Below are 12,237 nucleotides of genomic sequence, written 5' to 3'. Positions count from 1 at the left end.
TCAGCATGTTCACTTCGTCTTGATGACGAGCGTGCTGCCGGCGCGGTCGTGCCAGCCCTGCAGCTTCCCCGAGTTGTCGAAGAAGGGGGAGAGGTAGACCAGCAGTGCGCCGAGACCGCAGAAGAGCGAGCCGACCATCGGGATGATCCAGCGGATGAAGCCCGCGCCCAGACCGGGGGCCTGGCCGGTGTTCTCCCTGACGACCTTGAGGTTGAGCACCATCTTGCCGAGCGTGGCGCCCCAGATGGAGACCATCAGCCACTCGTAGAGCAGAGCGATCAGGGCGAACAGGGCGATGAAGCCGAGGAAGCCCGCGAGGATACCGACGCCGGCGTCGGCCGCGTCGTTCACGCACTGGGTGTGGGCGGCGGTGCCGTACTGGGTGCCGCTGCAGTCGTCGATGGACTCGGACGCGCCCACGAGGCTCGCGACGCCGATCACCGAGAAGAGCACGTAGAGGATGCCGTATGCGACGGCGTCCAGCGCACGTGCGCCCAGACGACGACCCATCGTGGCGAGTTCGACGGTACCGAGGCCGGCCACGTTGATGTAGCCGTTGTTGGCCTGGAGAGTGCCGCCGGGCGTCTGCTGCGGGTAGCCGTAACCGGGCTGCCCCTGCGGCGGCACGCCGGGCTGCTGCTGCGGGTAGCCGTAACCCGGCTGGCCCTGCGGCGGGACGCCCTGGGGGGCCTGCTGGGGGTAGCCGTAGCCCGGCTGGCCCTGCGGGGGCTGCCCCTGGGGCGGCTGACCGGGCTGCTGCCCGTAGGGGTTGTTCGGATTCGGGTCGCCGAAGCTCATCTGGGGCGTTCCTCCAACGGACGTACGGGGACGAATGCGGCCGCACGGAGGAAAGAAAACATCAGCGGTCCGCCCCCCGGGTACTTCTGCGGCACTGCGGCCTTCATCGTTATAAGCGGGACGTAAGTTTGTCCAGCCGCAGTCGGAGAAGTTGTCCAAGTGCAACCTTGTGTCCACGCTCGGCACCCGCAATTGGTATGGGGGCGGGGTCATCCGCGAGTATGGGGAACATGACTGCCCAGATTCTCGATGGCAAGGCCACCGCAGCCGCGATCAAGTCCGATCTCACCGTCCGCGTGGCGGCCCTCAAGGCACGGGGCATCACCCCCGGCCTGGGAACCCTGCTGGTCGGGGACGACCCGGGCAGCAGGTGGTACGTGAACGGCAAGCACAAGGACTGCGCCCAGGTCGGCATCGCCTCCATCCAGCGCGAACTCCCCGACACCGCCACGCAGGAGGAGATCGAGGACGTCGTCCGCGAACTCAACGCCGACCCCGCGTGCACCGGTTACATCGTGCAGCTGCCCCTGCCCAAGGGCATCGACACCAACCGCGTCCTGGAACTCATGGATCCGGCCAAGGACGCCGACGGCCTGCACCCGATGAGCCTGGGCCGCCTCGTACTCAACGAGAAGGGCCCGCTGCCCTGCACCCCGCAGGGCGTCGTGCAGCTGCTCCGTCACCACGGGGTCGAGATCAACGGCGCGCACGTGGTGGTCGTCGGACGCGGTGTCACCATCGGCCGGTCGATCCCGCTGCTGCTGACCCGCAAGTCCGAGAACGCCACGGTGACCCAGTGCCACACCGGTACCCGTGACCTCTCCTCGCACCTGCGCCGGGCCGACATCATCGTCGCCGCCGCGGGAGTGCCGCACATCATCAAGCCCGAGGACGTGAAGCCGGGCGCGGCCGTGCTCGACGTCGGCGTCAGCCGCGACGAGAACGGCAAGATCGTCGGCGACGTGCACCCGGGCGTGGCCGAGGTCGCCGCCTGGATCTCGCCGAACCCGGGCGGCGTCGGTCCGATGACGCGCGCCCAGCTGCTCGTCAACGTGGTCGAGGCGGCCGAGCGTGACGCCGACGCCGATGTCGTCTCCGCCGGCTGATCCGGCCCGGAAGGAACCCCATGGCTGCTGATACGAGTCCGGCCGACCGGGCCGCGTCGGCGTCCGGGCCGGACGCCGACGGAGCCGGGGCCCCGGCGGAGCCGGAGGCGGCCGAGGCCCGGACCGGTTCGACCGCGTCGGACGCGATCGCGTCGGACACGAGCGCATCAGACACGACCGCGTCGGAGACCGGTGAGGCCGGCGGGACGCGCCGGGGACGTCGGTTCTCGCTGACCCGCGACACCGCCCGCCCCGAGGGCGGTGGCCGGGCGGCCGGCGGGGACGCCCCCGCGCCCGCCCGTCAGTGGCCGCTGCTCGCGGTGCTCTGTACGGCCGGGGCCGGGCTCCTGATCGTGGCCGCCGACCCGTTCGACCAGGCCTTCCGGATCGGCACGATCCTGATCGGTGTGGCGCTCATCGGGGGTGCGGTCCTGCGTCTGGTGGTCCCCTCGGTGGGCATGCTCGCGGTGCGTTCCCGCTTCACCGACCTGGTGACGTACGGACTGCTGGGCGTCCTCATCGTGATGCTGTCGCTCATGGCGCAGCCCAAACCGTGGCTGGACATCCCGTTCCTGGAGGACGCGGTCCACTTCACGATCCGTTGAGCGGAGCCGTCAGGCGCGCAGTCCGTGAGCGCGCAGTCCGTTGAACGCGCAGTCCGTTGAACGCGTAGTCCGTTGAACGGTGTCCGTCCCCTCCCCCGAGAAGGGACGGACACCATGGACGAGGCATACCGGAGCGAAACGCCCCGGAAAGTGGCGACTTGAGCGGCCTTGCCCCGTCCTGGTGTCAGCCTTGTCGAACGGGATCACGGGTTCAAGGGATGGCTGTGGCCTGTGGCACGGAAGTGACCATTCCGCCACGGTGTGATCGCTGGGCAACGGTGGCAGACTGGCCCGGCTGCCACGGGCGGGCGCGCGAGGGCGCGCCCGGACGCCCGAGTGCCACCGTGCGCTCCCTCCTCAGGAACTGGCAGCCTGCGTTCGCGCATCTACCTGGGTAGTCCGGAACGGCAGACCACCGGTTCCGGACAGGTGGGCAGACCGTGCGCGGCGCAGCAAGCCCGTTGGTGAGTGGGGGAAGTGGGGAAGTAATGCCTCGTTGGAAGGCACTGCCGGAGGAGCTCGACCCGCAGATCCGGGAGTTCACCGGCCAGCTGCGCAGACTCGTCGACCGCAGCGGCCTGAGCATCGCCTCGGTGGCCGACCGCACGGGTTACAGCAAGACGTCGTGGGAGCGGTATCTGAACGGCCGGCTGCTCGCTCCGCGCGGGGCGATCGTCGCGCTCGCCGAGGTGACCGGCACCGACCAGTCCCACCTCAACACCATGTGGGAGCTGGCGGAGCGGGCCTGGAGCCGGGCCGAGATGCGCCACGACATGACGATGGAAGCCATCCGGATCACCCAGGCACGGGCCGCGCTCGACGAGGCCGGGGGCCCGCGCGGCCACGGCAGGAGCCGACCCTCCGGCGCCGTCGGTACGTCGCGGGGAGCGGCGGCGGGACCGGTGCCCGCTGAGGGCGGCTCACCGTCCGTGCCGGCTCAGCGCGGGCCCCTCCCCCGGGTGCCGCAGCAGCCGCAGGCCGGGCCGGGCGCCGCCCCGGGGCACGGCCTGCCACCCGCCGTGGCCTTCGCCGCGGGTATCGGTGGACACCAGCCCCCGCCGCCCACGCGCCGCGACGGCAGGGGCAGCCGCAGGACGGCCGTGATCGCGGCGGTCGTGGGCGTCCTTCTCGTGGCCGCCGGTGCGGTGCTGCTGGTCGGCCGGGGCGGCGACTCCAAGGACGACGAGGCCGCGACCACGCCCTCCCCGACGCCGACGACCGGCGCTCCGGTCCTGCCCGCCGGCGTCGAGTGCGGCGGACTCACCTGCGCGGGCGGGGACCCCGAGGAGATGGGCTGCGGCGGCGAGCACGTCCGTACGCTCTCCAGCGCCACCGTCGGTACGAGTGTCATAGAGGTGCGCTACAGCGAGACCTGCACGGCGGCGTGGGCGCGGATCACCAAGGCCGCCCCCGGTGACATCGTGAAGATCACCGCGGGCGGGAGGGGGCAGAACAGCGCGGTGGACGCGACGGCCGCCGCGTACACGCCGATGGTCGCCGTGAAGCGGATCGCCGACGTCCGGGCGTGCGCCACGCTCGTCTCCGGTACGCAGGGGTGCACGACCGGAACCGCCGGGTAGGCGAGACGACCGGGTTGCCGCGAGTGACGGGTTGTGTGCGGGGCCACAGGGGGGCGGGCGGCCGGGGGGTTCCGGGTCCGATAGCCTGATCGCCGGATATCTCTTCACATCAAGATTCAGGGATGTCCAGCACCAGGGGCCAGGAGCCCCCACCGCCAGCTGTCTAACGGAGATCGCCATGACCCGCACTCCCGTGAATGTCACCGTGACCGGCGCAGCCGGCCAGATCGGCTACGCGCTGCTCTTCCGCATCGCCTCCGGCCACCTGCTCGGCCCGGACGTGCCGGTCAACCTGCGTCTCCTGGAGATCCCCCAGGGCCTGAAGGCCGCCGAGGGCACCGCGATGGAGCTCGACGACTGCGCCTTCCCGCTGCTGCGCAACATCGAGATCACCGACGACGCCAACGTCGGCTTCGCCGGTGCCAACGTCGCTCTGCTCGTCGGTGCCCGCCCGCGCACCAAGGGCATGGAGCGCGGCGACCTGCTCTCCGCCAACGGCGGCATCTTCAAGCCGCAGGGCAAGGCGATCAACGACAACGCCGCGGACGACATCAAGGTCCTCGTCGTCGGCAACCCGGCCAACACCAACGCGCTCATCGCGCAGGCCGCCGCTCCGGACGTACCGGCGGAGCGCTTCACCGCGATGACCCGTCTGGACCACAACCGCGCGATCTCGCAGCTGGCCGCCAAGACCGGTGCCGCCGTCTCCGACATCAAGAAGCTGACGATCTGGGGCAACCACTCGGCCACCCAGTACCCGGACATCTTCCACGCGGAGGTCGGCGGGAAGAACGCCGCCGAGCTCGTCAACGACGAGGCGTGGCTGGCCGACACCTTCATCCCGACCGTCGCCAAGCGCGGCGCCGCGATCATCGAGGCCCGTGGCGCGTCCTCGGCCGCCTCGGCCGCGAATGCCGCCATCGACCACGTGCACACCTGGGTCAACGGCACGGCCGCCGGCGACTGGACCTCCATGGGTATCCCGTCGGACGGCTCCTACGGCGTGCCCGAGGGCATCATCTCGTCCTTCCCCGTCACCACGGAGAACGGCACCTACAAGATCGTCCAGGGCCTGGACATCAACGAGTTCTCCCGTGCGCGCATCGACGCGTCGGTGAAGGAGCTCACCGAGGAGCGCGACGCGGTTCGCGAGCTCGGCCTGATCTGATCCGTCACGTCCCCCGGGGACCACGCGGACGCCACCGCCCCCGGCAGCAGTCACTCGCTGCCGGGGGCGGTGGCGTCTTCGCGTAAGGGGGCTCGGCCTCACGCCTCGCGGAGCCCGTGGGCGAACTCACCCAGGGCGGCCATGGCCCGGCGCTGGAGCCCGGGGCCGAACGTGACGCGGCCGGCGCCCAGTTCACCCAGGCGCCGCGGACCCGGGCCGTCCGGCCGGGCGAGGGCGTTCAGCGGTACGGGAACGGCGGCGGCCAGGCGGGGGAGCGCCTCGGGCGGCGCCATGATCGGGTAGACGCCGTCGGCGCCCGCCTCCGCGTACAGCAGGGCGCGGCGCACGGTCTCGGCCTCCTGGTCCGTGCCGTCCGGGACGCCGGTCACGTACGTGTCCACCCGGGCGTTGACGAACAGCTCGTCGCCGGCGGCCGCCCGCACCTCCGCCAGCCGGTCCGCCTGCCACCGGGCGTCCACGAGGACCCCGTCCACCGTGTCCTCCAGATTGCAGCCGACGGCCCCGGCGGCGAGCAGCCGCTCCATCAGCTCCCGGGGCGCCAGCCCGTACCCCGCCTCGATGTCGGCCGAGACCGGTACGGGGACGGCGCGGGCGATCCGCGCCACGGCCGCGAACATCTCGGCGGCGGGTGTGGCCCCGTCCTCGTACCCGAGCGAGGCCGCGACGCCCGCGCTCGGGGTGGCGAGAGCGGGGAAGCCCGCGTCGGCGAGGACGCGGGCGCTCGCGGCGTCCCACGGGCCGGGGAGGACCAGCGGATCGCCGGGGGTGCGGCCGTGGTGCAGCGCGCGGAGGGCGGAGGCGGTCATCGGAAGGCTCCTGCGGTGGACGGAGTGGGAGTGGGCGGCTCGATCAGTGGTCGCCGGGGGTGTAGTGGCCCGGGACCATGCGCGTGGACACGGCGAACCGGTTCCAGGCGTTGATCGCGATGATCGCGGCGATGAGGTGGGTCAGCTCGGTCTCGTCGAAGTGCTTGGCGGCCTTCGCGTACACCTCGTCGGGCACGAAGCCGTCGGTCAGGACGGTGATCGCCTCGGTCAGCTCGATCGCCGCGATCTCCTTCGGCGTGTAGAAGTGCTGCGACTCCTCCCAGGCGCTGAGCTGCACGATCCGCTGGATGGACTCGCCCGCGGCGAGTGCGTCCTTGGTGTGCATGTCGAGGCAGAACGCGCAGTGGTTGAGCTGCGAGGACCGGATCTTCACCAGCTCGGCCACCACCGGGTCGAGCCCCTTGTTGGCCGCGGCGTCCATGCGGGCCATCGCCTTGTAGACGTCGGGGGCGTGCTGGGTCCACTGCATGCGCGGGGTGTGCTCGGCGGTGTACTCGGAGGTCGTGTGGCTGTTCTCGTTCGTCGTCATGGATATGACGCTACGCGGCCAGTGGCGCACCTGTATGGTCCATTTCCATGACGGAACCCTGGGCCACTTTCGGTGCCGACCTCCACCTCGACCTGACCGGATCGACGGGGCTGCGGGCCGGTCTCATGGACGCACTGCGGGAAGCGGCCCGGACCGGCCGGCTGGCGCCCGGCACCCGGCTGCCCTCGTCCAGGACCCTCGCCGCCGACCTCGGCATCGCCCGGAACACCGTCGCCGACGCCTACGCGGAGCTGGTCGCGGAGGGCTGGCTCACGGCCCGGCAGGGCTCCGGCACCCGGGTCGCGCGGCGGTCCGAGCCCCGCCCGTCCGCCTCCAGGGCGCCGCGCACCCGGCCGCCCCGCAGCAGCCCCGCGTACAGCCTGATGCCCGGCTCGCCCGACCTCGCGACGTTCCCGCGCGCCGAATGGCTGAAGGCGGCCCGCCGCGCCCTCACGCGCGCGCCCAACGACGCCTTCGGCTACGGCGATCCGCGCGGCCGCATCGAACTGCGCACCGTGCTCGCCGACTATCTGGCTCGGGCCCGCGGGGTGTACGCGGACCCCGAACGCATCGTGATCTGCGCCGGCTTCGTCCACGGGCTGAGGATGATGGGCAAGGTGCTGCGGGATCGCCGCGTGCGCGAGGTGGCCGTCGAGTCGTACGGACTGGACCAGCACACGAGCCTGCTCACGGAGGCCGGACTGCGCATCCCCTGCCTGCCGCTCGACGGACTCGGCTCGCGGACCGGCGAACTGCACGGGATGCGAGGCGCGGGCGCGGTGCTCCTGACCCCCGCCCACCAGTTCCCCACCGGGGTGCCGCTCCACCCCGACCGGCGGGCCGCCGCGGTCGACTGGGCGCGCAGCACCGGCGGCCTGATCCTGGAGGACGACTACGACGGGGAGTTCCGCTACGACCGCCAGCCGGTCGGCGCACTCCAGGGCCTGGACCCCGAACGCGTCGTGTACTTCGGGACGGCCAGCAAGTCCCTGGCGCCGGGCCTGCGGATGGGATGGATGGTCGTGCCGCGGGCACTGGTGGGCGACGTGAGCGCGGCCAAGGGCTGGAGCGACTGGGCGTCGAGCGCGCTGGACCAGCTGACACTGGCGGAGTTCATCGCCTCCGGTGCGTACGACCGGCATGTGCGCTCCATGCGGCTGCGCTACCGCAACCGCCGCGACCAACTGGTCGCGGCACTGGCGGAACGGGCCCCCACCATTCAGGTCAGCGGAATCGCCGCCGGCCTGCACGCCGTGCTCGAACTCCCGGAGGGCACCGAGGCCGAGGTGATCCGCGCGGCGGCCTGGCAGGGCCTCGCGGTGGAAGGCCTGTCCTTCTTCCGCCACCCGGACGCCGAGGTGCGACGCGAGGCGCTGGTCATCGGGTACGGCACACCGACCGACAGCGCGTGGGCGGGCACACTGGACGCGCTCGTGCGGGTGCTGCCGTGAGCGGGGTACGGGCCGTCAGGCGGTCGTACCCGGGACCGCGGGCTCCGGGGCGTCCGCCGGCGCCTCGCCGAACCGGGCCAGGGCCAGTGCTCCGGCCACGGCCACCGCGAAGCCGGTGACCGCCAGCCAGCCGAGGCCGTCGCGGGTGCGGTCCCCGAGCCAGACCACCCCCACCAGCGCGGGCCCGATCGTCTCGCCCAGCACCATCCCGGCCGTCGCCGTCGTCACCGAACCGCGCTGCAGCGCCGAGGTGAGGAGCAGGAACGCCGAGCCGCCGCCCACCAGCAACGCGTACACGGCGGGATCGGTGACGAGCGCGGACGGCGACACGTCGTCGATCAGCCGGACGGCGACCTCCACCACGCCGAAACCGCAGCCGGCTCCGAGCCCCAGGACGAGGGCGCGCGCCCGCTCGGGCAGCCGGCCCGCCGCCGTGCCGATCAGCAGGATGCCGACGGCGATGCCCAGCATCGACCAGCCCAGCGCGTCCGGTCCTGCCGTGTGCCCCTCCTCGCCGGAGGAGAGCCCCAGCATGCCGAGGCCCGCGCAGACGACGGCCACGGCCGTCCACTCGGTGGAGCTCAGCCGCACCCCGAGCAGCCGGGCGGCGACGACCGCCGTCACGGCGAGACTCGCGGCCAGGGCCGCGCCCACCGCGTAGATGGGCAGGGAGCGCAGGGCGATGATCTGGAAGACGAAGCCGAGGCCGTCGAGCGCGAGCCCGGCCACGTAACGCCACTGGCGGAGCGCCCGCAGCAGCAGCGCCGGATCCACCCCCGCGCCGGCCCCCGGCTGGGCCGCGGCCCGCGCGGCGACGGCCTGAAGGACGGAGGCCGTGCCGAAGCAGACCGCGGAACCGAGCGCACAGATCATCCCCAGGAGCACACAGCGACTCTACTGGCGGGGCCGGACCACTCCGCGCGGTCTCGGCATCAGCCCCGGAGCACCTCGCGCAGCTGCTCCAGGCCCCAGTCCAGGTCCTCCTTGCTGATCACCAGCGGCGGGGCGATCCGGATCGTCGAGCCGTGCGTGTCCTTCACCAGCACCCGCCGATCCATCAGCCTCTCGGAGATCTCCCGGCCCGTGCCGCGGCCCGGCTCGATGTCGACACCCGCCCACAGCCCGCGGCCCCGCACCGCCTCCACCGCGCCGCCGCCCACCAGCAGGCCCAGCTCCTGGTGCAGGTGCTCACCCAGCTCGGCCGCACGCTGCTGGTACTCGCCGGTGCGCAGCATCGCGATGACCTCCAGCGCGACCGCGCACGCCAGCGGGTTGCCGCCGAACGTCGAGCCGTGCTCGCCGGGCCGGTGGACCCCCAGCACCGCCGCGGACGACACCACCGCCGACACCGGCACCACACCCCCGCCCAGCGCCTTGCCGAGCACGTACATGTCCGGAACGACACCCTCGTGCTCGCACGCGAAGGTCCTCCCGGTCCGGCCGAGGCCCGACTGGATCTCGTCCGCGATGAACAGCACGTTCCGCTCGCGGGTCAGCTCCCGGACCCCGGGGAGGTAGCCGGACGGCGGGACGAGCACCCCGGCCTCGCCCTGGATCGGCTCCAGCAGCACCGCCACCGTGTTCTCGGTCATCGCCTCCCGCAGCGCGGTCAGATCCCCGTACGGCACGATCTCGAACCCCGGGGTGTACGGACCGAAGTCCGCCCGCGCCTCGTGGTCCGTGGAGAAGCTGATGATCGTCGTCGTCCGGCCGTGGAAGTTGTCGGCGGCGACGATGATCTTCGCCATGCCGTCCGGGACGCCCTTGACCCGGTAGCCCCACTTGCGGGCGGTCTTCACCGCGGTCTCCACGGCCTCCGCCCCGGTGTTCATCGGCAGCACCATCTCCATGCCGCACAGCTCGGCGAGCTCCGTACAGAAGTCGGCGAACCGGTCGTGGTGGAAGGCCCGCGACGTGAGGGTCACCCGTTCCAGCTGGGCCTTGGCCGCGTCGATCAGACGCCGGTTGCCGTGGCCGAAATTGAGCGCCGAGTAGCCGGCGAGCATGTCGAGGTAGCGGCGTCCCTCGACATCGGTCATCCAGGCGCCGTCCGCCGTCGCGACGACGACGGGAAGCGGATGGTAGTTGTGCGCGCTGTGCGCCTCGGCGGAGGCGATGGCGGTTTCCGTGGTCGACACGGGATCTCCGTTCGTCGTGCGGCGTGGGCCGTGGATGGGCCCACTTTGTATCGTCGGTCGGATCTCCCGCGAGGAAACCTTCACTACGCGGCGCGCCCGCGTTTTCCGCTGTCCGGTGCCATCCGAGCGCCGCCCGTGCGCCCCCTCCGGCGTCCTCACACCTTTCCCGCACCGGCTGCCCGGGATGGGCCGCGTACCTGAGACAATGACGTCCATGGCCTCTGAACGTCCCCGTGTGCTCTCCGGAATCCAGCCCACCGCCGGCTCGTTCCACCTCGGCAACTACCTCGGCGCGGTCCGCCAGTGGGTGGCCCTGCAGGATTCCCACGACGCCTTCTACATGGTGGTCGACCTGCACGCGATCACCGTCCCGCAGGACCCCGCGGAGCTGCGCGCCAACACCAGGCTCGCCGTCGCCCAGCTGCTGGCCGCCGGAGTGGACCCGGAGCGCTGCACGCTCTTCGTTCAGAGTCACGTCCCCCAGCACGCCGAGCTGGGGTGGGTCATGAACTGTCTGGCCGGGTTCGGCGAGGCGTCCCGGATGACGCAGTTCAAGGACAAGTCGGCCAAGCAGGGCAGTGACCGCACCACGGTGGGTCTGTTCACCTACCCGCTGCTGATGGTCGCCGACATCCTGCTCTACCAGGCCGACCAGGTCCCGGTGGGCGAGGACCAGCGCCAGCACCTGGAGCTCACCCGCAACCTCGCCGAGCGTTTCAACGGCACCTACGGGGACACCTTCACCGTGCCGGACCCGTACATCCTCAAGGAGACGGCGAAGATCTACGACCTGCAGGACCCGTCCGCGAAGATGAGCAAGTCGGCGGCGACCACCAAGGGCCTGATCAACCTCCTCGACGAGCCGAAGGTGACCGCCAAGAAGGTGAAGAGCGCCGTCACCGACACCGACATGGTGATCCGGTTCGACCAGGTCGAGAAGCCGGGTGTCAGCAATCTGCTGTCCATCTACTCGACCCTCACCGACACGTCCGTCGCCGACCTGGAGCAGAAGTACGAGGGCAAGGGCTACGGTGCGCTGAAGACGGACCTCGCCGAGGTCATGGTCGACTTCGTCACACCGTTCCGCACCCGCACCCAGGAATATCTCGACGACACGGAGACGCTGGACTCCATCCTGGCCAAGGGAGCGGAGAAGGCACGGGCCGTCGCCGCCGAGACCCTGGCGCGGACCTACGACCGGATGGGCCTCCTGCCCGCCAAGCACTAGCGGCTGTCGGGTGACCTGTGTCCGGGAAGCGTGCGTGCCGGGGTGCGGCCGCCCGGTCGCGGGTCACCGGAGAGCCTCCGGGTCCAAGGACCCTGGCGCCAGGGCCTTCACAGGCGGCACACTGGCGGCGTGAAGCATGCGGCCGACAGTGGCTGAAAACAGATGCTCGAGGATTGAGGAGAACGACGTGGGGACCGTAACGCTCGGCGTTTCGATCGCGGTCCCGGAGCCCTACGGCAGCCTGCTCCAGGAGCGGCGCGCGAGCTTCGGGGACCCTGCCGCACACGGCATTCCCACCCACGTCACCCTCGTCCCGCCGACCGTGGTCGAGGCGGCCCACGTGCCCGCGATCGAGGCTCACCTCGCCGCGATCGCGAGCGGCGGCCGCCCCTTCCCGATGAGGCTCTCCGGGACGGGCACCTTCCGTCCGCTCTCGCCGGTCGTCTTCGTCCAGGTCGTCGAGGGCGCCTCGGCCTGTTCCTGGCTCCAGAAGCGGGTCCGTGACGCCTCCGGGCCGCTGGTGCGCGAGCTCATGTTCCCGTACCACCCGCACGTGACCGTGGCGCACGGCATCTCCGAAGCGGCCATGGACCGGGCCTACGCGGAGCTCGGCGACTACGAGGCGTCCTGGACCTGCGGTTCCTTCGGGCTGTACGAGCAGGGCCGGGACAGCGTCTGGCGCCAGATCAACGAGTTCCCGTTCGGAGGGGGCGGGGGCAGCCCCGCCGTCCCCGCGCAGAGCGGCAGCTCCATGGACGCCCCCTCGCTCCGTACCTGAGCGGGGCC

At 71.7% G+C, this 12,237-nt stretch carries 12 protein-coding genes; 7 read left to right on the top strand and 5 right to left on the bottom strand.

Features of this window, described 5'->3' with window-relative positions; translation table 11 throughout:
• Positions 1-9 precede the first annotated feature (9 nt).
• Positions 10-798 (bottom strand): RDD family protein, encoded by a 789-nt coding sequence (locus tag ACFYPA_RS23685; protein WP_359078501.1) that lies wholly within the window; start codon positions 796-798, stop codon positions 10-12.
• Positions 799-1,028: 230 nt separating this feature from the next.
• Here ACFYPA_RS23685 and ACFYPA_RS23680 point away from each other — a divergent pair, with 230 nt between their 5' ends.
• The 4 genes from ACFYPA_RS23680 (at position 1,029) to ACFYPA_RS23665 (ending at position 5,257) form a co-directional block, all read left to right on the top strand.
• Positions 1,029-1,904 carry a bifunctional methylenetetrahydrofolate dehydrogenase/methenyltetrahydrofolate cyclohydrolase gene (locus ACFYPA_RS23680; RefSeq protein ID WP_359078503.1) on the top strand — a complete coding sequence of 292 codons (876 nt, stop codon included), beginning with the start codon at positions 1,029-1,031 and terminating at the stop codon, positions 1,902-1,904.
• A gap of 20 nt (positions 1,905-1,924) precedes the next feature.
• Entirely contained in the window at positions 1,925-2,509 is a 585-nt protein-coding gene (locus ACFYPA_RS23675; RefSeq protein WP_359078505.1) for a DUF3017 domain-containing protein, read from the top strand.
• Between the two features lie 488 nt (positions 2,510-2,997).
• Entirely contained in the window at positions 2,998-4,089 is a 1,092-nt protein-coding gene (locus tag ACFYPA_RS23670; RefSeq protein ID WP_389134031.1) for a DUF2690 domain-containing protein, read from the top strand.
• A gap of 178 nt (positions 4,090-4,267) precedes the next feature.
• A complete protein-coding gene (locus tag ACFYPA_RS23665; RefSeq protein WP_148020313.1) occupies positions 4,268-5,257 on the top strand; it encodes a malate dehydrogenase in 990 nt (329 codons plus the stop codon).
• Between the two features lie 98 nt (positions 5,258-5,355).
• Here the strand turns inward: ACFYPA_RS23665 and ACFYPA_RS23660 are convergent, their stop codons facing one another.
• Together ACFYPA_RS23660 and ACFYPA_RS23655 are read right to left on the bottom strand one after the other, a co-directional pair.
• Positions 5,356-6,084, bottom strand: coding sequence for an isocitrate lyase/phosphoenolpyruvate mutase family protein (locus ACFYPA_RS23660; RefSeq protein WP_389134028.1), 729 nt, complete (start codon positions 6,082-6,084; stop codon positions 5,356-5,358).
• A 43-nt stretch (positions 6,085-6,127) separates the two neighbouring features.
• Entirely contained in the window at positions 6,128-6,634 is a 507-nt protein-coding gene (locus tag ACFYPA_RS23655; protein WP_359078512.1) for a carboxymuconolactone decarboxylase family protein, read from the bottom strand.
• Positions 6,635-6,681: 47 nt separating this feature from the next.
• Here ACFYPA_RS23655 and ACFYPA_RS23650 point away from each other — a divergent pair, with 47 nt between their 5' ends.
• Entirely contained in the window at positions 6,682-8,085 is a 1,404-nt protein-coding gene (locus ACFYPA_RS23650) for a PLP-dependent aminotransferase family protein (protein ID WP_359078514.1), read from the top strand.
• 15 nt (positions 8,086-8,100) lie between these two features.
• On the opposite strand, the gene ACFYPA_RS23645 is transcribed toward ACFYPA_RS23650, so the two are convergent.
• Together ACFYPA_RS23645 and rocD are read right to left on the bottom strand one after the other, a co-directional pair.
• The gene (locus ACFYPA_RS23645; protein ID WP_359313987.1) at positions 8,101-8,958 is read right to left on the bottom strand and encodes a hypothetical protein; all 858 of its coding nucleotides are present in this window, start codon (positions 8,956-8,958) and stop codon (positions 8,101-8,103) included.
• Between the two features lie 59 nt (positions 8,959-9,017).
• On the bottom strand, positions 9,018-10,223 hold the full coding sequence (gene rocD, locus ACFYPA_RS23640) for an ornithine--oxo-acid transaminase (RefSeq protein ID WP_359350713.1): 1,206 nt from the start codon (positions 10,221-10,223) through the stop codon (positions 9,018-9,020).
• Positions 10,224-10,437: 214 nt separating this feature from the next.
• Here rocD and trpS point away from each other — a divergent pair, with 214 nt between their 5' ends.
• Positions 10,438-11,451: a tryptophan--tRNA ligase gene (trpS, locus tag ACFYPA_RS23635; protein ID WP_359078518.1), complete on the top strand. Its 1,014-nt coding sequence runs from the start codon at positions 10,438-10,440 to the stop codon at positions 11,449-11,451.
• A gap of 187 nt (positions 11,452-11,638) precedes the next feature.
• The gene (locus ACFYPA_RS23630; RefSeq protein WP_359078520.1) at positions 11,639-12,229 is read left to right on the top strand and encodes a 2'-5' RNA ligase family protein; all 591 of its coding nucleotides are present in this window, start codon (positions 11,639-11,641) and stop codon (positions 12,227-12,229) included.
• Positions 12,230-12,237: the final 8 nt, after the last annotated feature.

The organism is Streptomyces sp. NPDC005775, from assembly GCF_042871565.1.
Taxonomy (GTDB): Bacteria; Actinomycetota; Actinomycetes; order Streptomycetales; family Streptomycetaceae; genus Streptomyces.
Note: the sequence above shows the minus strand (reverse complement) of the source record. Positions and strands in the feature narration are given on the sequence as shown.

Coding starts and splice junctions, on each gene's coding strand:
- ACFYPA_RS23675 (WP_359078505.1), top strand. CDS start 1,925: ATGGCTGCTGATACGAGTCCGGCCGACCGGGCCGCGTCGGCGTCCGGG.
- trpS (WP_359078518.1), top strand. CDS start 10,438: ATGGCCTCTGAACGTCCCCGTGTGCTCTCCGGAATCCAGCCCACCGCC.
- ACFYPA_RS23645 (WP_359313987.1), bottom strand. CDS start 8,958: ATGATCTGTGCGCTCGGTTCCGCGGTCTGCTTCGGCACGGCCTCCGTC.
- ACFYPA_RS23670 (WP_389134031.1), top strand. CDS start 2,998: ATGCCTCGTTGGAAGGCACTGCCGGAGGAGCTCGACCCGCAGATCCGG.
- ACFYPA_RS23655 (WP_359078512.1), bottom strand. CDS start 6,634: ATGACGACGAACGAGAACAGCCACACGACCTCCGAGTACACCGCCGAG.
- ACFYPA_RS23685 (WP_359078501.1), bottom strand. CDS start 798: ATGAGCTTCGGCGACCCGAATCCGAACAACCCCTACGGGCAGCAGCCC.
- ACFYPA_RS23680 (WP_359078503.1), top strand. CDS start 1,029: ATGACTGCCCAGATTCTCGATGGCAAGGCCACCGCAGCCGCGATCAAG.
- ACFYPA_RS23660 (WP_389134028.1), bottom strand. CDS start 6,084: ATGACCGCCTCCGCCCTCCGCGCGCTGCACCACGGCCGCACCCCCGGC.
- ACFYPA_RS23650 (WP_359078514.1), top strand. CDS start 6,682: ATGACGGAACCCTGGGCCACTTTCGGTGCCGACCTCCACCTCGACCTG.
- ACFYPA_RS23665 (WP_148020313.1), top strand. CDS start 4,268: ATGACCCGCACTCCCGTGAATGTCACCGTGACCGGCGCAGCCGGCCAG.